Raw genomic sequence first — 25003 nt, 5'->3', positions numbered from 1 at the left:
GGCCTCTTCTGCCGCCCCTTGATCACAAACCCGTTCCCTTTACCGCTTTGGAATTTGTATCACAATTTCATAATGGTCTTCATGATCGGTCTCGGAGGTCTTAATTTCCAAGCCGGAGTCATTGACCATATCAATGGATTGACGAATCGTATTTAAGGCTAACCGGACATCTTTGGTAAAAGAGATCCGTTTCTTCTTTTTAGTTTTGGCAACTTCTTTATAGAAAGCAATTCGGGCTTCTGTTTGTTTGACATTCAGTTCTTTGGAGATGATTTCTTCTAGCACCTTCTGCTGCAGCTCTTCCGTATCCAAGGACAACAAGGCCCGGGCATGGCGCTCCGTAATTTTGCGTTCCATCAAGGCGTTCTTGACGATCTCAGGAAGCTGCAGCAGGCGAATTTTGTTCGCAATTGTGGACTGGCTCTTGCCTAAGCGCTGCGCAAGACTTTCCTGAGTCAGCTGATGCAGATCAATTAAATTCTGATAAGCAACCGCTTCTTCGATAGAGGTCAAGCCTTCTCTTTGCAGGTTCTCGATCAGCGCAATGGACGCCGCCTGCGAATCATTAAAATCGCGGATGATCGCCGGAATGGTCTCCATACCTAACTTCTTGACCGCTCTCCAGCGGCGCTCGCCCGCTATGATCTCGTAAGAATTGTTGCGTAAGCGCACCACAATGGGCTGAATAATGCCATGGGTTTTAATCGTTTGGCACAATTCCTCTATCTTCTCATCATCAAAAATGGTACGTGGCTGATACGGGCTTCCGACAATCCCGTCTACCGGAATTTGCTTCACTTCATCCCCGGCGCTTCGCTCAGTCAAACCAAACAATTTAGAAAATTGTTCTTTCATTCCGCAGATTACCACCTAGTTTCATAGTTTCATAAAGGTATTTCCTCTATGACTTCCCTTAAATGACATGCTTCAAAGTAATTGTCGGGATTCAATCGCAAGCCGTTAACTCTTCTATATGTAACAAGCAACCAGCTAAAGCGCTTAGAAGAGCTCTTACAGCTAAGTCTATTCTACCACTTTTTTCTCTATAATCCTATTCTATTCCATCCCCTATTTTTAATTTTGGGAGTGATGTTTCACGTGGAACAATAGACAGTTTCCCCATAAAATGGAACCTGGGTTAGTTGCAGCAGCGTATTAAAAAAAAGGTGCCCGAAGGCACCTCAAATTCTCCAATTCTGCAATTCATCTTGTCATTTGTTCGTTCATTTGTTCATTTATTTGTTCGTTCATATGTTGGTTCATTCACCGAGAATCATACAAGCGGCGATTTCAAAGGCATACCCGCTTTACGCGGATATTTGCCCGGAGTAGCCTGCAGCTTCTCAACTATAAGAATATGCCGATCGGAATTAGATACAGGAAGCTCGAACTGGGAGGAATATTTAAGTTTTCCTTTTAGTTCCTTAAAGCTGCGGCTGGCTTCCTTAACCTCATCGGATGGATCTGTACCCTTCATTGCTGCAAACGTCCCTCCCATCTTAACAAAGGGAAGGCAAAATTCATTAAGCACAGCCATCCGCGCCACAGCACGGGCGGTCACCAGGTCATAGCTGTCTCTGAATCCAGGCTGGCGGGCAAGATCCTCGGCACGGCCATGAACGAGCTTAACCTTCTCCAGCTTCAGCTCATTCGCCACATGCTGCAGAAACTGAATTCTCTTGTTCAATGAATCCACAATCGTCAGCTCAAGATGAGGGAAAGCTATTTTTAACGGAATACCCGGGAATCCGGCTCCTGAGCCAATATCGGCCAATGAACCTACACCCTCTATATTCACATAGAATGCCAAGGACAGGGAGTCGTAAAAATGCTTGATATACACCTCTTCGCGTTCCGTTATCCCGGTTAAATTCATCTTCTCATTCCAGCTGACCAGCTCGCGGAAATAAGCTTCAAACTGCTCAAGCTGCTGCTCATTCAGTTTGATTCCTTTCTCTTCCAGCAGTCCGGTAAACTGGGCTTGGACTTGATCCATTCCGGTCTTTACCCCTCTCTCGATGCAGTTACCCGGTTGAAATGCTCCATGTAAACAAGCAGGATCGAAATATCCGCAGGAGTTACACCGGAGATACGAGAAGCCTGCCCGATCGAAATCGGACGGATTTTGGACAGCTTCTGCCGCGCTTCAATAGCCAGACCCTGAATGTCCTCATACGCAATCGTGTCCGGAATCTTCTTCTTCTCCATCTTCTGGAGGCGTTCAACGTGAACCAGCTGTTTCTCGATGTAACCAGCATATTTCACTTGAATCTCGACCTGCTCCCTCATCTCTTCATCCAGTTCCACTTCGGACGGAGACAGGGTATGGATCATCTCATAAGTCACTTCCGGCCGGCGTAAAATCGTCAGCAGATTGCTTCCATCTTGAATCGGCGCCGATTCAATGCTCTCCAGCAGCGGATTCACTTCGGACGGCTTCACTTTGGCGGCGCGCAGACGTTCAATTTCTGCCTCTACCTTCGCTTTCTTATCCAAAAAATTCAGGTAACGATCTTCCTTAATCAGTCCGATTTCATAGCCGATTGGGGTCAAGCGCAGATCCGCATTGTCATGGCGAAGCAGCAGCCGGTACTCGGCGCGGGAAGTCAGCAGGCGGTAAGGCTCGTTGGTCCCTTTGGTCACCAGATCGTCAATCAGGACGCCAATGTATCCTTCCGAACGGTTGAGGATAACCGGATCCTTGCCCTGCACCTTGCGTGCCGCATTAATGCCGGCCATAATCCCCTGCCCAGCCGCTTCCTCATAACCGGAAGTGCCGTTAAGCTGCCCCGCCGTAAAGAGACCCGGAAGGCGTTTCGTTTCCAGCGACGGCCACAGCTGTGTCGGTACCATCGCATCATATTCAATCGCATAACCCGTGCGCATCATCTCTACATTCTGCAGGCCGGGGATCGAACGGAGAATGCGCAGCTGCACATCTTCCGGCATACTTGTAGACAGACCTTGAACATAGTATTCCGATGTGTTTTTACCCTCTGGCTCCAGAAAAATCTGATGCTTCGGCTTATCGCTGAACCGTACAATTTTATCCTCAATAGACGGGCAGTAGCGAGGACCCGTTCCTTCAATGACTCCGGAGAACATCGGTGCTCTGTGCAGATTTCCGTTAATAATCTCATGCGTTTCAATAGAAGTGTAGGTCAGCCAGCAAGGCAGCTGCTCATTGTCCGACCCCTTCGTTTCATAGGAAAAGAATTTCGGCTTCTCATCGCCAGGCTGAATCTCCGTTTGCGAGAAGTCGATCGTATCCTTATGCACGCGCGGCGGCGTACCAGTCTTGAAGCGAACCAGATCGAAGCCGAGCTCCTTCAAATGAAGGGCAAGGCCCACCGATGGCTGCTGGTTGTTCGGACCGCTTTCGTACATCAGCTCGCCCATAATGATTTTGCCGCGGAGATAAGTGCCGGTAGTCAGCACCACCGACTTCGCGCGGTATTCAGCGCCAGTCTTCGTAATGACGCCTACGCATTCGCCGTTCTCCACGATGAGCTTCTCTACCATACCTTGACGCATGGTCAGGTTCGGCTCCTTCTCCATCGTTTCTTTCATTGTGTGCTGGTACAAAAATTTATCGGCCTGCGCACGCAAAGCGTGTACAGCCGGTCCTTTTCCTGTATTCAGCATGCGCATTTGAATGAACGTCTTATCAATATTCCGTCCCATTTCCCCGCCAAGCGCGTCGATTTCACGCACAACGTGGCCTTTGGCAGGCCCGCCGATGGACGGGTTGCAGGGCATGAAAGCAATCATATCCAGGTTAATGGTAACCATCAGCGTGCTGCAGCCCATACGCGCCGCCGCCAGAGCTGCTTCAACACCGGCATGGCCGGCGCCAACGACGATGACGTCGTAGCTTCCTGCTGTGTAACCCATAGCTGTTTCCTCCTCTATAACTCAAATAATATATACGTCAGGTTTATCATCCTGTAATCTTTGCAGCAAACGTCTTTCATTCAATTTTTAAGAAAAAATCCGACTCTACCATGATACCATGAACGAGCGCCCGGTAAACGTATTTCCTGCAAAATGCAGCTATTTTCCGAGGCAGAATTGGGAAAAGATTTGATCCAGCAGCGCATCCGGCGCCGAATCTCCAATTACCTCACCGAGCTGCTCCCAAGCGAGCCTTACGTCAATCTGCATAATGTCGATCGGAATACCGCTGTCCGAAGCCTCATATGCCTCAATCAGCGATTGTTTCGCTTTCTTAAGCAGCGCGATATGACGCACATTGCTGACGTAGGTTAGATCCCCGGACTCCAGCTTGCCCCCGAAAAATAACCGGCTGATCGCGTCTTCCAGACGCTCCAGGCCGTCGCGGGTCTTAACCGACAGTTCTACGATCTGTCCTTCTTCAAAATATTGGCGCAGCACCTCGCGGTTCAGCTCTTGCGGCAAATCCGTCTTGTTAATCAGGACAAGCACCTGACGCCGGCGGATTCCTTCTATTAAAGCAAGCTCATCCTCATGCAGCGGCTCAGCTCCGTTCAGCACCAGCAGAATCAAATCCGCTTCCTCTACTGCAGCTTTAGAGCGTTCAACTCCGATCCGTTCGACGACATCGAGCGTTTCCCGGATACCGGCTGTATCCAGCAGCTTGAGCGGAATATTGTTGATCGTGACAAATTCCTCAATAACGTCGCGGGTCGTCCCCGGAATGTCGGTGACGATCGCTTTATTTTCACGAGTTAGAGCGTTCATCAAGGAAGATTTGCCGACATTCGGACGTCCGACAATCGCCGTAGTAATGCCTTCGCGCAGGATTTTCCCTTCATTCGCCGTCTTCAGAAGCCGTTCAATTTGGGAAATGACCTTGCTGCAGCGTTCCTTGATAAACTCGCTGGTCATGGATTCCACGTCATGCTCCGGATAATCAATGTTGACCTCAATGTGAGCCAGCGTCTCTACAAGCGTATACCGCATATCATTAATTTCCCGGGAAAGGTGCCCTTCCACCTGCTTTAACGCCACTGAAAAAGCCCTATCCGATTTCGACCGGATCAAATCGATTACAGCTTCGGCCTGCGACAAGTCAATCCGGCCGTTCAGGAACGCCCGCTTGGTGAACTCGCCCGGTTCGGCAAGCCGGATCGCTGGCTGCTGCAGCAGCAGATCCATAACCCTTTTTACAGAAATGACCCCGCCATGGGTGCTGATCTCCACCACGTCTTCCATGGTGAAAGAACGGGGAGCCCTCATTACCGTAACGAGAACCTCCTCCACCTTCTCCTGGGTCTGCGGATCCATAATAAACCCGTAATGCACCGTATGCGTGTCCGCCTCTGTCAGTTTTACTTTCGAGCGCAGCAGTTTGGCAGCCTCAGAGATGGCTTCGGGCCCGCTCACCCGTATGACAGCTATGCCGCCTTCTCCAACTGCGGTAGAAATTGCAGCGATGGTATCGCTCAGCATCATTCCTTTTGCCCCATTTCCAAATAATTTATCGGTAAGTAAAGTCTCCCGTGCCAGTAATAAAAGAGCCCCACAAAGCGAAGAGCCCCAATTGGCGGCTTTCAAGACTTTGCGGGGACCCCGAGAGGCTTATCCTAAGCTTCTAAAAAACAATGACGTTAGCCGGAGCATCACGTCATTGCATCGTATCTCTTTATTTATTTCGAGGTGCAATAACAACCCGCCGGTTCGGCTCCTCGCCTTTACTCAGCGTCTTCACCTCAGGGTGGTTCTGCAGCTTGGCATGAATCGCCTTGCGTTCCTGAGAAGGCATCGGCTCAAGCACCACTTCTTTGCCTGAACGGATTACCCGTTCCGCCAGACGTTCTGCCAGCTCCTCGAGTGTCTTCTTCCGGCGCTGCCGGAAATTCTCGGCATCAACGACCAGACGTACAAAATTGGTAGAATAGCGGTTAGCTACAATATTAGCCAGATATTGAATGGCATCCAGGGTTTGTCCCCTGCGGCCAATGAGCAGTCCGAGATTGCTGCCGGACACCGCCAGCAGCATCCCGTCGCGCTGCTTCTTAATTTCGACCTCAAGCTCGAGGCCCATACTTTCGCCCACTTCACGAAGAAATGACGCCGCCGCCTCGTAGGGGTCTTGGGCTTGTCCCGCTGTCTGAACCGGGGCAGTCTCCGATACTGCCTGTTCAGAACGTATCTCCTTCTGCGGTGGTTCTGACTTCGGCTCTTCTTTCGCCAGCAGCGTTAATGATACTTTGGCCGGCTTAGCACCGATCAGACCCAGAAATCCTCTTGATGGCTGCTCCAATACAGTTACGGCAACTTGTTCCTCGGTCGCACCGAGCATGGCCAATCCTTGTTTCACAGCATCTTCAATAGTCTTTCCCGACGTCACTACTTTGCTCATTTGGACTTTTTAGCCTCCTTGGCGCTCCGGTTAGGAGTACCAGCTTTTAAGTTCGAACCGCCTTTTTTGGAGTTTCCTTTAGCAGGTGTACCCGAAGTCGAAGTAACCGCTGCAACTGCAGCCGGATTCGGCTTGCGGTAAATAATATAGTTCTGCACAATCGTGTACAGGTTACTGTAGAACCAGTATAAAGGCAGTGCGGATGGGAAGTTGTAAGCCATAAAGAAAATCAGCACTGGGTAAATAAACATCATAAACTGCATAGGGCCCGCCACACTGGATGGATTCATGCTGGACATCATCTTTGTTTGAATAAACGTCGTCAGCGCCGCCAGCAGCGGAAGAATAAACAGGTGATCCGGTTTGCCAAGTTCAAGCCATAAGAAGTTATTGGTTCGGATCGCCGAGTTATGGATAATGGAATTGTACAGCGCGATAAATACCGGCATTTGAATTAGAAGCGGAAAACAGCCCGCCATCGGATTAACCTTATGCTCCTGGAACAGCTTCATCGTTTCCTGCTGCTGCTGCTGCGGGTTATCCTTATACTTCTCTTTAATTTTATTCAGTTCCGGCTGAAGCGCCTGCATGGCTTTAGAGCTCTTTACCTGCTTTAAAGTCAGCGGCAGAATGATGGTCCGGACGATAATCACCATGACCAGAATCGCCAGACCGTATTCTCCGTTAAACCATTTAGCGAAGCTGTCCAGCGCAAGCGAGAACCAGTAAACGACATTTGCATTCCAAAAATTAGAACTGTGCCTTAAATCTTCGGTTGTTGTCTGGGTAGCCGTACTGCTGCTGCAACCCGAGAGCACAGCGATTAGGCCGATTGCCAGAACAAGCAGGATCCATCTGCTCTTTTTAGTCTTCAATAAAGACACTTTATAACCCCTCTCTTAGCCACTTCCATCAGGATAAATCATACCATAATTAGGCATGCAAAGAAAACAAGCCGGCGTTATTTGGAGCCCTTGAGCAGACCCGCTTTGCGAAAGGCGTGAAGCACGCTTTTCTCCAGCTCGGCATAGCCCATTTCTGTCGCTCCTTTACGTACGATAAAAATAATATCGACCTGACCGATCAGCTTGTCCTTGTTTAGTCTTACAATTTCTTTAATCAGCCTGCGCATCCGGTTGCGGACCACCGCATTGCCGATTTTCTTGCTGACGGATATCCCGAGCCGGAACTGCTCAATTTCTGGCCGGCGTGCCCAATAAACGACGAGCTGACGGTTGGCGAAGGATTTCCCATTCCGATAAACACGGCCGAAATCGGCCCGATTGCGTAGACGCAGCTTTTTATGCACGACTCTTCTCCTTGCTTTACTTCCTAGATCTATTGAAAAACAAGGCAAATATACCCTGTCTCCTCATTATCTCCGAAACTTCCCATGCTGCAACCCTATTTCCTTATAGACAAAGTAAAAAAGGGCGAATTCGTGACGATTTCCGGATTCCCTTACCCGATTGCCATACGGATCGCGTATTCAAATCGCCGTATTCAAATCGCCGTGTTCAAATCATTGTACGAAAAAAAGACCACCGTAGTGGTCTTTACGCACGCACATTACGCACTGAGTACTTTTCTGCCTTTAAGACGACGAGCAGCCAGCACCTTGCGGCCGTTTTTCGTGCTCATTCTTTTACGGAAACCATGAACCTTCTTGCGTTTGCTCACGTTCGGTTTAAAAGTTGGTTTCATTTATTTGCACCCCCTTACAGGAATTACTTGCTATTCGTATTTTTCTAACTTCTGTATCTTCTCAGAAAAAAACCTTTTTACATTTAACCATGAAAACGGCCCAAAGTCAACCAGTACCTTTTATTCGTTTCTCGATGAGCTATCCACAGCCTAAACGGATATGCTACCCCAATAAAACATTATCCACATGTGGACAACGTTTTATTTTTCTAGAAGGTCTCCTTATCTGCTTATACTTATCTCTATCCTTTCCATTTTGTTATTCAGTAATGCGCTTTCAAAACTCCTTTACAGCCAAAGATTCCAGGAGTACAATAAATCTTAGATTTTAAATGTTGTATACAAGTATACCAAATAAGGAGATGATACTTTACCATTATGGATACGCCTTCATTCATGTTAAGATTGTAGGGTCCACATTGAAATGAATCATTAACATTATTCATTGGAACAATATTAATCGGAACTGAATGGAGAGAGAATCATGCGTTATCCTGCTGTATGGCTGCAGGGCACCTCGCTTGGAGAAGCTGTCGCAAGTGAATTAAGACTGCAGATTATTAATGGCACCATCAAACCGGGTGAAGTTCTTTCGGAGAACCGGATTGCCGCCGATTTTGGAACCAGCCGTTCCCCTGTTCGCGAAGCCATGCGGACTTTATCTGCTGAAGGATTAATCCGGCTTGAGCGTATGGGTGCTGTAGTCATCGGCCTTCAGGCCAAAGACCGGGATGAGCTGTACGATGTCCGTTATCTAATCGAGAGCTTTGCGCAGCAGCGCCTGGCAGGGATGGAAACCACAGGACTTATAGAAAGGCTTGGCAGAATCATTGACCGGATGGAACTGGCAGCCAAGCACCAGGATATCGTGGAATTTGCTTATCAGGACCTGACTTTTCATGAAACGATTGTTCTTGAAGCGAATCATACCCGAATCAACCATTTATGGAACAGTATCCGGCATATCGTCATGACCGTCCTGCTGATCACGACCGGAGATGTTTTTTCAGCTGGTGAAGCAAATATTTCCCGAGTAATAAATAAGCACCATAAACTGATGAATGCGCTGAAATCAAAGGAAACAGCCGTTATTCAGCAGCAGGTGGAGGAATATTTCGCCGATTCCCGGAATACGCTGCAGCGGAGTCTTCCTTCCTCCTGATACGAACGACGGAATAGAAAATGTAGAAACGTTGGGCTGGTCCAGCGTCTCTTGCCGGTTAACTTGTCTACAAGTATACCGGGTTGGATTTTTCATAATTGTAAGCGTTATACACACAGGCGTTACATACACAACATTTATTTGTAGGAGGATCTTAAGATGCAATCCTTATTGGGCCTTAGCCATAATGCAACCTTGCTGATCTGGACGGTGATCGCGATCGCCTTCCTGATCATTATGATTTCCAAATTCAAATGGAATCCTTTCGTAACTCTTCTGATCTCAGCCCTGCTGCTGGGCCTTGTATCGGGCATGAAAGCCGCGGATGTTATTACGTCCGTCACAAGCGGCCTCGGCGGAACACTCGGAACCATCGCTATCGTTATCGGTCTCGGAACCATTCTCGGTAAAATGATGGCTGAGTCCGGCGGTGCCGAACGGATTGCTACCACCCTGATTGACCGTTTCGGTGAGAAAAAGGTGCACTGGGCGATGATGATCGTCGGCTTTATTGTCGGGATCCCGGTCTTTTTCGAGGTTGGCGTCATTCTGCTTATTCCTATTGTCTTTACGGTGGCCCGCAAGACGAAAATGTCCCTGCTGCAGATCGGAATTCCGATTCTGGCCGGCTTGTCCACCGTTCACGGTCTTGTCCCGCCGCATCCGGCTCCGATGATCGCCATTGATGCTTACCAGGCTGATCTTGGCAGAACGATTCTCTTCTCCTTAATCGTCGGTTTGCCTACAGCAATTATTGCAGGTCCATTATTCGGTAAATTTATTGGAAAAAGAATTATTGCCACGCCTCCAGATAATCTGGCCAAGCAGTTTGCCGAACAGAAAACCGCTAACCTTCCCGGCTTCGGCATCACCCTGTTAACCATTCTCATGCCGGTAATCCTCATGCTGATCGGCTCGATCGCCGATATTGCCGATCCGAACACCATCAGCGGCTTTACCGTATTCTGCGAATTTATCGGCAACGAGGTTATTGCCCTGCTTATTTCAGTTGTTTTTGCTTATTTCACGCTCGGCTTTGCCAGAGGCTTCACCAAGGAGCAGATTTCGAAGTTTACCAGCGAATGTCTGGCTCCTACGGCAACGATTATTTTGATTATTGGCGGCGGCGGCGCATTTAAGCAGGTGCTCATCAACAGCGGCGTAGGCACCGCTATTGCCGATATCGCAACGAACGCCCACATTAATGTGATTCTGTTCGCCTGGCTCGTAGCCGCTTTGATTCGCGTGGCAACTGGTTCCGCAACGGTCGCGATGACAACGGCTGCCGGAATTGTAGCTCCAGTTCTTGCCGCTACGCCAGGTGCCAGCGTTGAACTGGCTGTGCTTGCTACAGGTGCAGGCTCCCTGATATTGTCCCATGTTAACGACGCGGGCTTCTGGATGATCAAGGAGTTCTTCAACCTGAGCGTGCCGCAGACGTTAAAATCGTGGACGGTCATGGAGACCCTGCTGTCTGTCATTGGGCTCGTGTTCATTCTTATTCTCAGCATTTTTGTTTAATCAAATCGAATTGCCCCAAATATAAAGAAATTATTGGATCAGGAGCAGTAAATCAAGATCAGTAAATCAAGATCAGTAAATTAAGAGAGAAGGCAATAACCATGCTTACAAATCAAGCTTCTAAGGAGCAGGAAAAAGCTCCCTCATATATGATAGGTGTCGATATAGGCACCACCAGCACCAAGTCCGTCCTGTTTAAGCAGGACGGCTCTATTTTAGCTTCCGCACATGCTGAATATCCGCTTTACACGCCGTCTGCGGACATTGCCGAGCAGGACCCGGAGCAGATTCTGGCTGCCGTCATTGAGACCATCCGCCAGGTCATGCTCCGGAGCGCCGCTGCTCCGGAGCAGGTGATGTTTGTCTCGTTCAGCTCCGCCATGCACAGCCTGATCCCGGTCGATGCGGGCGGACGGCCTCTTATGCGCGGCATGACCTGGGCGGACAACCGGAGTGCCGGCTGGACCCTTAAGCTTAAGCAGGAGCTTGGCGGGCATGATATTTTTCTGAGAACCGGCACTCCAATTCATCCAATGTCCCCGCTGACCAAAATTCTCTGGATGCGCCATGAGCAGCCTGAAATGTTCGCTCAAACGGCCAAGTTTATTTCTATTAAAGAATATGTATTCTTCAAACTGTTCGGACAGTATGTCATCGACCATTCCATGGCCTCTTGCACCGGTCTCCTGGAACTGAACAAGCTGGACTGGGATCAGGGAGCCTTGGACACAGCCGGAATAACCTCCGACCGGTTGTCCAGACTCGTTCCGACCACCCATGAAATGAAAGGCCTTGACCCCTCTTATGCGCAGCAAATGGGCCTCAGTCCCGAAACCCCATTCATTGTCGGCGCTACGGACGGCGTCCTATCTAATTTAGGCGTAAATGCCATTGATCCCGGCGTTGTAGCCGTGACCATCGGCACCAGCGGCGCAATCCGCACGGTCGTAGACCGTCCGGTGATTGATCCGAAAGGCCGGATTTTCTGCTATGCACTCACGGAACAGTTGTGGGTAATCGGCGGGCCGGTCAACAATGGCGGCGTGATTTTCCGCTGGGCCCGCGATGAATTTGCTGCCTCTGAAGTGGAAACGGCCAAGCGGCTTGGCATAAGCCCTTACGACGTGCTGACCAAAATCGCCGAGCGGGTGCGCCCCGGCTCCGAAGGACTGCTCTTCCATCCTTATCTGGCCGGAGAACGGGCCCCGTTATGGAATCCCGATGCGCGCGGCTCCTTCTTCGGCCTGACGCTGCACCATCAGAAGGAGCATATGATCCGCGCCGTCCTGGAAGGCGTTATTTACAATCTCTATACCGTCATGCTTGCCATGGAGGAACAGATCGGCCAGCCGTCTAAAATCATGGCAACAGGCGGGTTCGCCCGTTCTGCGCTGTGGCGCCAGATGATGGCCGACATTTTTGACCAGCCGGTTACAGTACCGGAGAGCATTGAGAGCTCCTGCCTGGGCGCAGTCGTGCTTGGTTTGTATGCAACCGGCAGAGTGGATTCTCTGCGCGCAGTTGCCGATATGGTCGGCTCGACCCACCAGCATGTGCCGGTTAAGGAGAACTCCGCCCTCTACAAAGAGCTGCTTCCGATCTTCATCCGGTTATCGCGTAAGCTGGAGGATGAATATGCGGATCTGGCGCAGTACCAGCGGAAGCACGGGGCGCTGTAAGGCAAAGCTTTATTCTCTTTAAGCGGGCCCTGCCTGCTGTTCTAAAAATATAAGCCAGCTAAGAGCTGCACGTGTGCAGCTCTTAGCTGGCTATTTTTTTCCCGTATAACCGGGAGGCGTTAAGTGGATTTTTCCCCTGCTTTATTACTCCACGATTTCCCCCAACTGACTTACCTCCGAAATTCTACGGCCGTACAACAGTGGATAACTTGAATCGTCAAAATAAATGGATTCTTCATAAACTGTGCATAATAATTGCTGTGATTTTTCGGTTTATGTCGAAAACTGAACAAATTATAAACAATATGTAGTGGTGTGCAGGATTTTTATGCACAAGTTATTGAATTTGTGGATAAAATCCGCGGACTCATTGAAATATAAGCCTTCTTTTGCTATGATTAGATTGCTTTTCGGTGTGAATATCTTTTGTTATCCTAGTGATTATCAACAGCCTGTGGATAAAATTGTGAACAATTCTAATTTATCCTCATCCCTCTTAATTTCATAAACACGACTATTGGGGATAAATTCCCCTTTATTTCTGTTTTTTCGACTTTTTTATGTCGACGCCACTCTGCGTCTTCACTGTGTCCTGATCCAAATATCCTCGACCCGTGAAGATCCCGCCCCTCTAACCGGGGGCTATTTATGGCTTAAGCCACAATTGTAAGTGTTATAAAGGAGTGACAGTCTGTGGACAGCCATACCTCTGAATTATGGCAGCAAATTCTATCCATTATCCAAACCAAACTGAGCAAACCGAGCTTCGATACGTGGTTCAAAGCCACTAAGCCAGTGTCGATCAGCGACACCTCGGTTGTCATCTCAGCACCGACTACCTTTGCTGTGGAATGGCTGGAGAGCCGCTATACCAAACTTGTTGCCTCCACGATTTATGAAGTCTTCGGCAAGCAGGTCGATGTAACCTTTGAAATCGAGGACAACAAGCCCGCCGAGCAGGCTCCGCCGCAGCCGCAGACTCCGCAGGTTGTTGTAACCGAAGAACCGGTCTCCAATATGCTGAACCCGAAATACACCTTCGATACATTCGTCATCGGCTCCGGGAACCGTTTTGCCCATGCAGCTTCGCTTGCTGTCGCCGAAGCACCGGCCCGAGCTTACAACCCGCTGTTTCTGTATGGGGGCGTGGGACTTGGCAAGACGCATCTGATGCATGCTATCGGCCATTACATTCTCGAGCATTCGCCGAGCAGCAAGGTCGTGTACATTTCCTCCGAGAAATTTACGAATGAATTTATCAATGCGATCCGGGATAACCGCGGGGAGAGCTTCCGGAACAAATATCGGAACATTGATATTCTGCTGATTGACGATATTCAGTTCCTGGCGGGTAAGGAATCGACGCAGGAGGAATTTTTCCATACGTTTAACGCCCTGCATGAAGAGCGCAAGCAGATCATCATTTCGAGTGACCGGCCGCCAAAGGAAATACCGACGCTCGAAGAACGGCTCAGATCCCGGTTTGAATGGGGCCTGATCACCGATATTCAGCCGCCGGATTTAGAGACGCGTATCGCCATTTTGCGGAAGAAAGCCCGTGCGGAGAACCTCGACATTCCGAATGAAGCGATGATGTACATCGCCAATCAGATCGATACGAACATTCGGGAACTGGAAGGCGCTCTCATCCGGGTGGTCGCTTATTCTTCGCTGATCAACCAGGATGTGACGACCCATCTGGCCGCGGAAGCGCTGAAGGATATTATTCCGTCAAGCCGTCCGAAGATGATTACAATTCAGGATATTCAGCAGAAGGTGGGCGAATATTACAATCTGCGTCTGGAGGATTTTAAAGCGCGGAAACGGACCAAAGCCATTGCTTTCCCGAGGCAGATCGCGATGTATCTCTCCAGAGAGCTGACCGACTACTCCCTCCCAAAGATCGGGGAAGCATTTGGAGGGCGTGACCATACCACCGTCATTCATGCGCACGAGAAAATTTCGCAGCAGATGAAGATGGATCAGGAATTGTTTAAAATCATCAATAACATCACCGAGAAGATCAAAAATACCTCGGCCTAAACTTATAAACAAGTGAATAACTTTCGAATTGCTCCAAAGCCTATGCACAAGCTATGCACATGTGGATAGGCTTGATTTTATATTGTCTGAGGGGCTTATCCACATATTCAGTGCCCCTACTGCTATTACTACTATTTTTTAAAAAGATTTATCTTCATAACAACAGCAGCCAGAAGGCTGCATTTGAAAACCTGGTTTAAAATCAAAACCTACAAAACAAAACCAACCAATGACCAATCACCGGCAGGTTAATTAATCAATTAGGAGTGACAGTATGAAAATCCGGATTTTGAAAAACGAGCTGAATGAATCCATCCAGCATGTATCTAAAGCGATCTCCAGCCGCACAACAATTCCTATTTTGACCGGCATCAAGCTTGAGGTTAATTTCCAAGGGGTAACGTTAACGGCTAGTGATACGGATATTTCCATTCAGGCGTTTATTCCGCAGGAGGACAATAACAAGCAGATCGTTCAGATTGAGCGTCCTGGCAGCGTCGTGCTTCCGGCAAAATTCTTTGTGGAGATTATCAAGAAGCTGCCTTCGTCCGAAATTGAAATGGAGGTCAAAGAAGGCTTCCAAACCTTTATCCGCTCAGGATCAACCGATATTCAGATGGTCGGCTTGGATCCGGAGGAATTCCCTGTCCTGCCGATAATTGAAGAGGATCAGGTCATTTCTCTGCCGGGCGACCTGCTTCGCAATATGATCAAACAGACGGTGTTCTCCATTTCCACTCATGAGACTACACCGATTCTGACCGGGGTTCTGTGGAACCTCAGCGATAATCTGTTTAAATTTGTGGCCACAGACCGCCACCGCCTGGCCAGCCGCACCGCACCGATTGACAACACCGAAGAAGTCCGGTTCAGCAACATTGTCATCTCCGGTAAAACGCTGAACGAGCTGAGCAAGATCATTCCGGACCAGAACACCATGGTCGACATCGTTGTGGCAGACAACCAGGTATTGTTTAAAATTGACCGGGTGCTCTTCTACTCGCGGATTCTCGACGGAACTTATCCGGATACTTCCAAGATTATTCCGTCACACTACAAAACAGAACTCGTTGTGGATACAAAAAAATTAAGCGATTCGATCGACCGCGCTTATTTGCTGTCCCGTGAGGAGAAGACAAACATCGTTAGACTGCAGACGCTTGAGGACGGCAGCATTGAAATCTCCTCCAGCTCATCCGAGCTTGGCAAAGTTACAGAGCAGCTCGATGTGGTCGATTTTTCCGGAGATCCGCTCAAAATTTCTTTTAACTCAAAATATATGCTGGATGTACTGAAAGTGGTGGAAAGCGAGCAGCTGCATATCGGCTTTACCGGGGCAATGAGCCCGATTATTGTGAAGCCTACGGATGAAAGCCGCAGTCTCTATCTCATTCTTCCTTACCGCACCACCAACTAGAGTCACGCCGAAAGGATCGTGGAGATTCATGAAACAAGTAAAAATTCACAGTGAATATATCAAGCTCGACCAATTTCTGAAGCTGGCTGATTGCGTTCCAACTGGAGGCATGGCCAAAGCGCTGCTGCAGGAGGGGCTTGTCAAAGTGAACGGAGAACCTGAAGAACGGCGCGGACGCAAGCTGTATCCAGGCGACCGGATTGAGGTTGAAGGCGAAGGTACCTTTGAGGTTGCTGCAGAGTGAACCTCTGATGTGGTCCGTAGCGGTGAATTCCGGGCGGATGCTTGAAGAGTAGGAGGAGCGCTGCATGTTTGTTAAACAATTAAGCCTCGAGCATTACCGCAATTACGAACAGGTAAAGCTTGACACGTTCGGCAATGTGAATCTGCTGCTGGGCAATAATGCGCAGGGCAAAACGAATCTGCTTGAAGCTATATTAATGCTGGCGTTAACCAAGTCGCACCGCACGTCCAAAGATAAAGAGCTGATCTCTTTTCAGGCGGACGCAGCGGTGCTTGCTGCGCTAATTGAGCGAAAATATGGTTCGGTCAGTCTGGAGCTCCGCTTGTCGCCTCAAGGGAAAAAGGCCAGGCTGAACGGTCTTGAGCAGCGCAAGCTCAGTGATTTTGTAGGGACACTCAATGTCGTGATGTTTGCCCCTGAGGATTTGGAGATTGTAAAAGGCACGCCCGGCATCCGCCGCCGGTTCCTCGATATGGAGATCGGCCAGGTTATGCCGAGCTATCTTTACCACCTTCAGCAGTATCAAAAGGTGCTCGTCCAGCGCAACAATCTGCTGAAAAATGCCTTCCAGTCAGGGCCCGATTCCCTGATCATGCTTGAGGTCTGGAATGAGCAGCTGGCGGAACACGGTGTTAAAATCATCAAGAGAAGGAAACAATTTATAAGAAAGCTGCAGCGCTGGGCTTCAGATATCCACAAGGGGATAACGAATGGCGCAGAAAGCCTTGAATTAACCTATCTTCCCTCCTTTGGGGATGCTGCTGAGGAAGATGAAGCTGTCCTATTGGAGCAATTTATGATAAAGTTATCACAATCGAAAGATCAGGAAATGAGGCGGGGCATGACTTTGGCGGGCCCTCACCGGGATGACATTGCCTTCCATATCAACGGCAAGGAAGCCCAGGTGTTCGGATCGCAGGGACAGCAGCGGACGACGGCGCTGTCTTTGAAGCTGGCGGAAATTGAGCTGATTCATGAGGAGATCGGAGAATACCCGGTACTTCTGCTGGATGACGTATTGTCCGAACTGGACCCTTACCGGCAGACGCAGCTCATTGAGACTTTTCAGAGCAAAGTGCAGACGTTCATTACAGCGACCGGCATGGAGAGCATTAATGCCTCCAAACTGAAGGACGCCAGCATTTTTCATGTTCAAAACGGGCAAGTGATGTCCTAGAAGCGGAGGCGGGCACGTGTATATTCATTTGGGCGGCGAGAAGGTGGTCTCATCACGGGAACTCGTAGCTATATTTGATATATCGATTGAGAAATCTTCCAAGATCTCCAAGCAGTTTGTAGAGAACATGCTGGGCACCAAGAAAATGGTGCAGATCAGCGAAGAAGAACCGAAGTCGATTGTCGTCACGGAGCAGACCGTCTACTATTCGCCGATTTCATCAGCGACTCTGAAGAAGAGATGCAGCACATACCAGGAGTTTTAGCATTTCTAGAATTAGGAGCTATAGAATTTTAACTTTAAAGGCCTCTGTATAAGCACGCGGAGGTTCTAAATCATAGAAGTAGGTGAAGGCATGTCTATCAACGAACAATCGTATGATGAAAGTCAGATTCAGGTGCTGGAAGGATTGGAGGCTGTCCGGAAGCGTCCGGGCATGTACATCGGTTCAACCAGCGTCAAAGGGCTGCATCATTTGGTGTGGGAAGTCGTGGACAACAGTATTGACGAGGCGTTGGCGGGCTATGCCGACAGGATCGATGTCATCGTCCATCAGGATAACAGCGTCACCGTCATTGACAACGGCCGGGGGATTCCGGTCGGCGAACATCCGAAGATGAAGAAATCGACGCTCGAAGTCGTTATGACCGTTCTGCACGCTGGCGGCAAGTTTGGCGGCGGCGGATATAAGGTATCCGGCGGTCTTCACGGCGTAGGGGTTTCTGTCGTAAATGCCCTGTCGGAACAGGTAATTGTTGAAATCAAGCGCGACGGGCAGATCTATCAGCAGGAATATCACCGTGGAGCTCCTCAGTATGATTTGAAAGTGATCGGCACATGCGAGGATACCGGCACAAAGACAACGTTCAAACCGGATGCGGAGATTTTTACCGAAACGACGGTTTTTGACTATACAACTCTGCAGACGCGTATTCGTGAGCTGGCCTTCCTGAACAAAGGCATAACCATTACCCTGCATGACGAGCGGACCGGGCAGTCGGACTCCTTTCACTACGAAGGCGGGATTAACGAGTATGTCCAATTTCTGAATCAGAACCGCGAGGTTCTTCACGAGGATCCGATTTATGTAGAGGGCTCCCGTGACATGATTCAGGTAGAAATCGCGCTGCAGTATAACGACAGCTATACCGAGAACATTCACTCATTTGCCAATAACATCAACACGCATGAGGGCGGCTCCCACGAATCCGGCTTCAAGAGCGCCTTGACGCGGATTATTAACGACTATGCCCGCAAGACAAGCGCCATCAAAGACAGCGGCTCCAACCTGTCCGGAGATGACGTTCGTGAAGGTCTGACCGCTATTATTTCTGTCAAAATCCCTGAGCCTCAGTTTGAGGGCCAGACCAAAACCAAGCTCGGCAACAGTGAGGTCCGGGGCATCGTCGAATCCCTGTTTGCAGAGAAGCTTCAGGAGTTTATGGATGAGAATCCGGCCGTAGCGAAACGAGTCGTGGAAAAAGCCCTTCAGGCTTCCCGTGCCCGGGAAGCTGCCCGTAAAGCCCGTGAATTGACGCGCCGCAAGAGTGCGCTTGAGGTCAGCAGCCTGCCTGGCAAACTGGCGGACTGCTCGTCCAAAGATGCCTCGATCAGCGAATTGTACATTGTCGAAGGGGACTCGGCGGGCGGATCGGCCAAACAGGGCCGCGACCGCCATTTCCAGGCGATTTTGCCGCTGCGCGGTAAGATTCTGAATGTTGAAAAATCCCGCCTTGACCGGATTCTGGGCAACGCTGAGATCCGTGCCATCATAACGGCGCTCGGCACAGGCATCGGCGATGAGCTTGATATCTCCAAAGCCCGCTACCACAAGGTTATTATTATGACCGATGCGGACGTCGACGGCGCACATATTCGGACGCTGCTGCTCACGTTCTTCTTCCGCTTCATGCGTCCGGTTATTGAAGCAGGCTATATTTACATTGCCCAGCCGCCGCTGTTCAAGATCGAGCGAAACAAGGTTATCCGCTACGCCGGATCCGAGAAGGAGCGCGATGAAATTATCGCGGAGTTTGGCGAAGGCGTGAAATTAAACGTTCAGCGATATAAAGGACTTGGAGAGATGAATCCGGAGCAGCTGTGGGAAACGACAATGGATCCTGAATCCCGGACCATGCAGCAGGTTTCCATCTCTGACGCAATCCTGGCCGACGCTTTGTTCGACAAGCTTATGGGCGACAATGTTGAGCCGCGCCGTGATTTCATTCAGGAACACGCTAAATACGTTAAGAATCTGGATATTTAACAGCAGGAGACCAGGCAGAATGGATGCCTGGTCTTTTTTTACGTCTCCTACTCCCTATGAAGGTTTCTTCTTGCCGTCCAATTTTCTGCCGTATGCAAGGGCATATTTGCGTATTTTTGGATAAATAGTTTTGTCTGGCAGCCATTTGAAGGGGAACAGCGCCGGAAGGGTGTTCACCTCTAGTATCCATGGGCGAAAGTCTGCGTCAACCGCAATATCGAGGCCGATTTCCTGCAGCCGGTCGTACTTCCGCTCAAGCTGGCCGCCTACCCTTTCCCCTAGTCTGCGCAGTTCGATGATCAGACTGGCGAGGCCTTTGGGCTGAAGGTAATTTTTAAATAATTCTTCGACAGGTGCTGTTTTTCCGCCGCTGTGATAGTTGGTTATAATTTTCTGCTGCCCGGCAATCCGGCCAATCATGCCTGTTGTTTCCCAGGCCCCCTTTGGATTCTTTTGCACAAGCACCCGGAGGTCAAATTTTCGGTTCTCGTAAGTAAGGAGCTCAATGCCGCGCTGGATCAGATACGGCTTCCCGTTAGTCCGCTCTTTTAACAGAGGGTCCACCTCGTCCACGGAATTAAAAATACGGCTTTCTATTCCAGAGCGAAGCTTATACAGCCAAGGTGATTCCGGCTCCTGCGGGTCTTCCTGGTACTGCTCCATCGACATGACTCCTATTCCATAGGTGCCGCGGTCTGGTTTGATAAATACCAAATGATATTGCTCCAGCATAAGCTTCAGCTGTTCCGATGATAATAGCCGGGTTTCTGGGATGTAACGGCTTAATCGTTCGTTCTTGAGCAATACCTTTGTTTTTTCCCACTTGCTCGAAACACGCTGAATAGGCAAGACTGCTTCATTCCTTTCTAAGCGGGCTAACTTATGGAATTCAAGCGTTGTAAGGCTGAAAAACCATAGGACAGAAGGGGCAAACAATGGTATAATTATAAGATATGGTGATTTTCTAACTGATTTGAAATCCAAGAAACTGTAGGAAAACAACCTAGTATAGGAACAGTGTATGATACCGGAAAGCCGCAGGATTGGACATTTCCCTATTTTTAGTAATCCTGTCCAGAGACCAGCTCTTTGGTTAGGTTTAATTGTGCTTGTTTTGTGAAAGTAATATAATAAATATTAGCGTTTATCTAGGGGTTACGGCCTTTTAATACATTCTTTTTGAGTACTCGCAGACCAGCGTGTGTACGGCGGATTAGAAAGTTCTGGCTGGGTCTCGCGGGCTGCTTTTGCGGCTTTTCTCATAGATGTACACTGGTCATTCAAGGAGGTACAGCATGGCGGAAGAAAAATTCTCGCGTATTGTAGATCGTGATATTGGTCAGGAGATGCGCGAGTCCTTTATGGATTATGCAATGAGCATCATTGTCAGCCGGGCTTTGCCGGATGTTCGGGATGGACTCAAACCTGTTCATCGCCGCATTTTGTTTGCAATGTCTGAGCTCGGGATGTCCCCGGACAAGCCGTTTAAGAAGTCGGCCAGAATCGTCGGCGAAGTGATCGGTAAGTATCATCCTCATGGTGACTCTGCTGTATATGAGACCATGGTCCGGATGGCTCAGGATTTCTCCATGCGAAATATGCTGGTTGACGGTCATGGCAATTTTGGCTCCATTGACGGCGACTTTGCTGCCGCGATGCGGTATACGGAAGCAAGATTATCTAAGATTGCAATGGAAATGCTGCGTGATCTCAATAAGGAGACAGTAGATTTCACTCCTAACTATGACGGAGAAGAGCTGGAGCCGGTGGTTCTGCCTGCCCGCTACCCCAACCTGCTGGTAAACGGGGTTTCCGGTATTGCGGTAGGGATGGCGACCAATATTCCTCCTCATAACCTGGGTGAGGTCATTGATGGGGTTCAGGCTTTAATCAAGAATCCTGATCTTACCTCCCTGGAATTGATGGAATACATCAAAGGACCTGACTTTCCTACTGCCGGTTACATTTTAGGGCGGGAAGGAATCAGACAGGCTTACTCAACCGGACGCGGTTCCGTAACGATGCGAGCGAAAGCAACCATTGAGGAGCATAACAATAAAGCCCGGATTATCGTGCATGAGCTTCCGTATCAGGTCATTAAAGCAAGACTGGTAGAGAAGATTGCTGAATTGGTCAGAGAGAAACGGATCGAAGGCATTACCGATTTGCGGGATGAATCAGACCGTACCGGTATGCGTGTTGTTATTGAGCTTCGCCGGGATGTTAATCCTAACGTTGTGCTGAATAACTTGTACAAACATACAGCTATGCAGTCCACGTTTGGCATCAACATGCTGGCTATTGTGAATAATGAACCCCGCATCCTTACGCTGCACGAGGTTCTGAGACATTATATTATTCACCAGGTTGAGGTTATCCGGCGCCGGACTGAATTCGATCTCCGTAAGGCGGAAGCGAGAGCTCATATTCTTGAAGGCCTGCGCATCGCCTTGGATCACATCGACGAGGTTATCGCTTTGATTCGTTCCTCCAAATCGGACGAAGAAGCCCGCGAAGGGTTGATTACCCGTTTTGGTCTGAGCTTTGAACAGGCTCAAGCGATTCTGGACATGCGTCTGCGCCGTCTGACCGGTTTGGAACGCGACAAAATTGAGAATGAATATAACGAACTGGTCCAGAAGATTGCCGAATACCGGGAAATTCTGGCCAGCGAAGCACTTGTGCTGGACATTATCAGCCAGGAACTGCAGGAGATTAAAGAGAAATTTGCTGACGAACGCCGGACTGAGATTACAGTCGGTGAAGAAAGCATTCTTGATGAAGACCTTATTCCTCAGGAAGAGGTCGTCATTACGATCACACATACCGGATATATCAAGCGCCTGCCTGTAACGACATACCGCAGCCAGAAGCGGGGCGGCCGTGGTGTTGTAGGGATGGATACGAAAGATAATGACTTCGTTGAGCATCTGTTCGTAACCAACTCCCACAATTACCTGATGTTCTTTACCGACCGCGGCAAAGCGTACCGGATCAAAGCTTACGAAATTCCAGAGCTTGGCCGGACCGCACGGGGTACTCCAATTATCAACCTGATTCAAATCGAACAGGGTGAAACGGTAAATGCGGTTATTCCGGTTGTTCCTTCAGAGACGGATAAACTGCTCTTCTTTGCTACCCAGCAGGGCATTGTCAAGAAGACGCCGCTTGAGGACTACGTGAATATTCGTAAAGGCGGTCTCATTGCCATCAACCTTCGCGACGATGACCGTCTGATTGATGTTAAGATGACGGATGGCAATCAAGAGGTGATCTTAGGTACGGCCCAAGGTATGTCTATCCGCTTCTTGGAAAGTGATGTACGTTCCATGGGACGTTCTGCGACAGGGGTTAAAGGAATCACGCTTGACTCGGATGACCAGGTAATCGCCATGGATGTCATCGTACCGGAACAAGATATTCTGATCGTAACAACCAAAGGCTACGGCAAACGTACTCCTGTGGACGACTACCGCGTTCAATCCCGTGGCGGTAAAGGCATTAAGACGATTAACGTAACCGAGAAGAATGGTATCGTTATTGGCCTTAAAGTCGTTAAAGACGAAGAGGACTTGATGATTATCACCAGCAGCGGTACCTTGATTCGGACCAGCATGGCGGGTATCAGCACGATGGGCCGTTACGCGCAGGGCGTTAAGCTGATTAATATTCGTGAAGAGGATTCGGTTGCAACGGTATGCCGGACAGATAAATCGGAAGAAGCGAATGATGAACTGCTGGATGAAGATCATCCATTATCGGCTGAGGATGAGCTTCTGGATGCTGCAGGCACGGATGAAGTGGCTTCTCCTGAAATGGAAGAGATCCCGGACGATTCCGAAGAGGAATAAGCTCCAAAGATTGAACTATAAAGCGAACCTTCTTAAGGGAGGTTCGTTTTTATTTTTCGGTATCCTACATCCACTTCCGTCCACTATTTTAAAGTTTTAAAATTTTAAAGTTTAAAAAAGAGGAATTGTCCCCCTGGCTAAACGCGTATATAATTAGTCTGTTAGTCAGCTAATCTAATAACAATAATAAAGAATCAAGTTAATAGTGAGGGATCAAAATGGGGTATGTAGCTGTAAGGGACTTAAAGCCAGGACTGAAAATTGCAAATCCAGTACATACAATGCTTGGTGGAATGCTTATGCCTAAAGGCAAAGTGCTGCTTCCCAGAGACTTGGACATCCTTCAGGCTTTTATGATTCAAGAGGTTGATATTGAGGGCGGGAAACAGTCTGCAGGCCTCGGCTCATCGTCTTCCAAGGAAGCTAGAAACGAGGCTGGTTCTGAATCAGCCCAACAGGAAGTCAAAAGGTCGCCGCTGGATCAATTCCAATTGGAGTACGACCGCATGTTAAGTTTGTTAAAGAGCGCTTTTCAATCCATTCTTGCCACTAATCTCCCGGTATTCGACCTTCGCAACCAACTGGAGACTTTAATTGGGATGCTTAAGAACTATAATATCCTGACTTTTGTCCCTAAAAATATGAACGAATACGATTATATGTACCATAATGGTATTCTTAGTGCTCTTACCTCTTATTCTCTGGCTCAGTGGCACGGGCTTCCTCAAAAAGACTGGGTACAGGTTGCTCTAGCCGGCCTGCTGCACGATATAGGGAACGTCAAAGTTGACCCTGACATTTTGTACAATCCCTCTAATCTGAATACAGAAGAGTTAGAGGAGGTCCGGCTGCATACTACGTACGGCTATCAAATGCTGCGTAATATTGCGGCGCTAAATGAAGGGGTACGTCTTTCTGCGCTGCAGCATCATGAGAAAAATGACGGGTCAGGCTACCCCCTCCGCCTTACAGGCGATAAAATTCATATCTACGCTAAAATTGTAGCTGTAGCCGATATTTTTCATGCAATGACGCTAAAGAAGAGATATAGAAAACCCCAATCCCCATATCTGGTTTTGGAAGAGATTCAGTCGGAGGCCTTCGGTAAACTAGATCCTTCTATAGTCAAAACTTTTATTGCTAAGGTCACCGAGCTTCACAATGGGACACGCGTACTCCTTAGCAATGAAGAAATCGGGGAAATCGTCTTCACTGACCGCAATCATCCGACCAGGCCAATGGTTTCTGTAAAGGGACAAATCATTAATCTTGCTAATAACCATCAACTCTATATCGTGGATATCGTTAAATGAAATTGTTCAGCACTGCAAAATGGGACTTTGTTACTCGCCTATTTGCAGTGTTTTTTTGTTAAATAAAATAAATAAACAAAAATGCTTGCAACGTTGGTTGGAATGTGATACTATATAAGAGTTGACGGCGATTGAAGACGTTGAAGAAAAAGCTTGATCTTTGAAAACTGAACAACGAGTGAGAAATAAACAACGAGTAACAACTCGTCAGATTCAAAATGAGCTACAAACTTTACTTTTATGGAGAGTTTGATCCTGGCTCAGGACGAACGCTGGCGGC

General features: G+C 48.8%; 20 protein-coding genes. 11 read left to right on the top strand and 9 right to left on the bottom strand.

Annotated elements, in window-relative coordinates:
• Positions 1-39: 39 nt before the first annotated feature.
• The 8 genes from noc to rpmH form a co-directional block, all read right to left on the bottom strand.
• Positions 40-855 (bottom strand): nucleoid occlusion protein, encoded by an 816-nt coding sequence (gene noc / locus FCN15_RS07080; RefSeq protein ID WP_138494316.1) that lies wholly within the window; start codon positions 853-855, stop codon positions 40-42.
• Positions 856-1273: 418 nt separating this feature from the next.
• Positions 1274-1996 (bottom strand): 16S rRNA (guanine(527)-N(7))-methyltransferase RsmG, encoded by a 723-nt coding sequence (gene rsmG / locus FCN15_RS07075; RefSeq protein ID WP_138494315.1) that lies wholly within the window; start codon positions 1994-1996, stop codon positions 1274-1276.
• 8 nt (positions 1997-2004) lie between these two features.
• Positions 2005-3894, bottom strand: a complete 1890-nt coding sequence (gene mnmG, locus FCN15_RS07070) for a tRNA uridine-5-carboxymethylaminomethyl(34) synthesis enzyme MnmG (protein WP_138494314.1) — start codon at positions 3892-3894, stop codon at positions 2005-2007.
• 159 nt (positions 3895-4053) lie between these two features.
• A complete protein-coding gene (mnmE, locus tag FCN15_RS07065; RefSeq protein ID WP_138494534.1) occupies positions 4054-5433 on the bottom strand; it encodes a tRNA uridine-5-carboxymethylaminomethyl(34) synthesis GTPase MnmE in 1380 nt (459 codons plus the stop codon).
• Positions 5434-5626: 193 nt separating this feature from the next.
• Positions 5627-6346 carry an RNA-binding cell elongation regulator Jag/EloR gene (gene jag, locus FCN15_RS07060; protein ID WP_138494313.1) on the bottom strand — a complete coding sequence of 240 codons (720 nt, stop codon included), beginning with the start codon at positions 6344-6346 and terminating at the stop codon, positions 5627-5629.
• Entirely contained in the window at positions 6343-7230 is an 888-nt protein-coding gene (locus FCN15_RS07055) for a YidC/Oxa1 family membrane protein insertase (protein ID WP_138494312.1), read from the bottom strand. Before FCN15_RS07055 ends, jag begins: the two co-directional genes overlap by 4 nt.
• A gap of 77 nt (positions 7231-7307) precedes the next feature.
• Positions 7308-7655: a ribonuclease P protein component gene (gene rnpA / locus FCN15_RS07050; protein ID WP_138494311.1), complete on the bottom strand. Its 348-nt coding sequence runs from the start codon at positions 7653-7655 to the stop codon at positions 7308-7310.
• A gap of 260 nt (positions 7656-7915) precedes the next feature.
• The gene (rpmH, locus tag FCN15_RS07045) at positions 7916-8050 is read right to left on the bottom strand and encodes a 50S ribosomal protein L34 (RefSeq protein WP_009223341.1); all 135 of its coding nucleotides are present in this window, start codon (positions 8048-8050) and stop codon (positions 7916-7918) included.
• A gap of 484 nt (positions 8051-8534) precedes the next feature.
• Here rpmH and FCN15_RS07040 point away from each other — a divergent pair, with 484 nt between their 5' ends.
• The 9 genes from FCN15_RS07040 (at position 8535) to gyrB (ending at position 19559) form a co-directional block, all read left to right on the top strand.
• Positions 8535-9212, top strand: a complete 678-nt coding sequence (locus FCN15_RS07040) for a GntR family transcriptional regulator (RefSeq protein ID WP_138494310.1) — start codon at positions 8535-8537, stop codon at positions 9210-9212.
• A gap of 159 nt (positions 9213-9371) precedes the next feature.
• Positions 9372-10733, top strand: coding sequence for a GntP family permease (locus FCN15_RS07035; protein ID WP_138494309.1), 1362 nt, complete (start codon positions 9372-9374; stop codon positions 10731-10733).
• Positions 10734-10882: 149 nt separating this feature from the next.
• Positions 10883-12412 (top strand): gluconokinase, encoded by a 1530-nt coding sequence (gene gntK / locus FCN15_RS07030; RefSeq protein WP_338044365.1) that lies wholly within the window; start codon positions 10883-10885, stop codon positions 12410-12412.
• Between the two features lie 693 nt (positions 12413-13105).
• Positions 13106-14455 carry a chromosomal replication initiator protein DnaA gene (gene dnaA, locus FCN15_RS07025; RefSeq protein WP_138494307.1) on the top strand — a complete coding sequence of 450 codons (1350 nt, stop codon included), beginning with the start codon at positions 13106-13108 and terminating at the stop codon, positions 14453-14455.
• Positions 14456-14729: 274 nt separating this feature from the next.
• A complete protein-coding gene (gene dnaN / locus FCN15_RS07020) occupies positions 14730-15872 on the top strand; it encodes a DNA polymerase III subunit beta (protein WP_138494306.1) in 1143 nt (380 codons plus the stop codon).
• A 28-nt stretch (positions 15873-15900) separates the two neighbouring features.
• Positions 15901-16116, top strand: a complete 216-nt coding sequence (gene yaaA, locus FCN15_RS07015; RefSeq protein ID WP_138494305.1) for a S4 domain-containing protein YaaA — start codon at positions 15901-15903, stop codon at positions 16114-16116.
• A 64-nt stretch (positions 16117-16180) separates the two neighbouring features.
• Positions 16181-17293, top strand: a complete 1113-nt coding sequence (recF, locus tag FCN15_RS07010) for a DNA replication/repair protein RecF (protein WP_138494304.1) — start codon at positions 16181-16183, stop codon at positions 17291-17293.
• A gap of 16 nt (positions 17294-17309) precedes the next feature.
• Positions 17310-17558: an extracellular matrix regulator RemB gene (gene remB / locus FCN15_RS07005; protein ID WP_138494303.1), complete on the top strand. Its 249-nt coding sequence runs from the start codon at positions 17310-17312 to the stop codon at positions 17556-17558.
• A gap of 90 nt (positions 17559-17648) precedes the next feature.
• Positions 17649-19559: a DNA topoisomerase (ATP-hydrolyzing) subunit B gene (gene gyrB / locus FCN15_RS07000; protein WP_138494302.1), complete on the top strand. Its 1911-nt coding sequence runs from the start codon at positions 17649-17651 to the stop codon at positions 19557-19559.
• A gap of 54 nt (positions 19560-19613) precedes the next feature.
• Here gyrB and FCN15_RS06995 read toward each other — a convergent pair whose 3' ends face one another.
• Complete coding sequence (locus FCN15_RS06995) at positions 19614-20408, bottom strand: YheC/YheD family protein (RefSeq protein WP_138494301.1); 795 nt, start codon at positions 20406-20408, stop codon at positions 19614-19616.
• Positions 20409-20854: 446 nt separating this feature from the next.
• Between FCN15_RS06995 and gyrA the strand changes: the two genes are divergently transcribed.
• Positions 20855-23410 (top strand): DNA gyrase subunit A, encoded by a 2556-nt coding sequence (gene gyrA, locus FCN15_RS06990; protein WP_138494300.1) that lies wholly within the window; start codon positions 20855-20857, stop codon positions 23408-23410.
• 218 nt (positions 23411-23628) lie between these two features.
• Complete coding sequence (locus tag FCN15_RS06985; RefSeq protein WP_138494299.1) at positions 23629-24723, top strand: HD-GYP domain-containing protein; 1095 nt, start codon at positions 23629-23631, stop codon at positions 24721-24723.
• Positions 24724-25003: the final 280 nt, after the last annotated feature.

Origin of the sequence: Paenibacillus pinistramenti, from assembly GCF_005869875.1 — a bacterium.
Taxonomy (GTDB): Bacteria; Bacillota; Bacilli; order Paenibacillales; family Paenibacillaceae; genus Fontibacillus; species Fontibacillus pinistramenti.
The sequence above is the reverse complement of the archived record's forward strand: the minus strand, read 5'-3'. Positions and strand labels throughout refer to the sequence as shown.

Bases quoted from the DNA above. Each gene is read 5' to 3' on its own strand.
- noc (WP_138494316.1), bottom strand. From the start codon at position 855: ATGAAAGAACAATTTTCTAAATTGTTTGGTTTGACTGAGCGAAGCGCC.
- rsmG (WP_138494315.1), bottom strand. From the start codon at position 1,996: ATGGATCAAGTCCAAGCCCAGTTTACCGGACTGCTGGAAGAGAAAGGA.
- mnmG (WP_138494314.1), bottom strand. From the start codon at position 3,894: ATGGGTTACACAGCAGGAAGCTACGACGTCATCGTCGTTGGCGCCGGC.
- mnmE (WP_138494534.1), bottom strand. From the start codon at position 5,433: ATGCTGAGCGATACCATCGCTGCAATTTCTACCGCAGTTGGAGAAGGC.
- jag (WP_138494313.1), bottom strand. From the start codon at position 6,346: ATGAGCAAAGTAGTGACGTCGGGAAAGACTATTGAAGATGCTGTGAAA.
- rpmH (WP_009223341.1), bottom strand. From the start codon at position 8,050: ATGAAACCAACTTTTAAACCGAACGTGAGCAAACGCAAGAAGGTTCAT.
- FCN15_RS07040 (WP_138494310.1), top strand. From the start codon at position 8,535: ATGCGTTATCCTGCTGTATGGCTGCAGGGCACCTCGCTTGGAGAAGCT.
- FCN15_RS07035 (WP_138494309.1), top strand. From the start codon at position 9,372: ATGCAATCCTTATTGGGCCTTAGCCATAATGCAACCTTGCTGATCTGG.
- gntK (WP_338044365.1), top strand. From the start codon at position 10,883: ATGATAGGTGTCGATATAGGCACCACCAGCACCAAGTCCGTCCTGTTT.
- dnaN (WP_138494306.1), top strand. From the start codon at position 14,730: ATGAAAATCCGGATTTTGAAAAACGAGCTGAATGAATCCATCCAGCAT.
- yaaA (WP_138494305.1), top strand. From the start codon at position 15,901: ATGAAACAAGTAAAAATTCACAGTGAATATATCAAGCTCGACCAATTT.
- recF (WP_138494304.1), top strand. From the start codon at position 16,181: ATGTTTGTTAAACAATTAAGCCTCGAGCATTACCGCAATTACGAACAG.
- gyrB (WP_138494302.1), top strand. From the start codon at position 17,649: ATGTCTATCAACGAACAATCGTATGATGAAAGTCAGATTCAGGTGCTG.
- gyrA (WP_138494300.1), top strand. From the start codon at position 20,855: ATGGCGGAAGAAAAATTCTCGCGTATTGTAGATCGTGATATTGGTCAG.
- FCN15_RS06985 (WP_138494299.1), top strand. From the start codon at position 23,629: ATGGGGTATGTAGCTGTAAGGGACTTAAAGCCAGGACTGAAAATTGCA.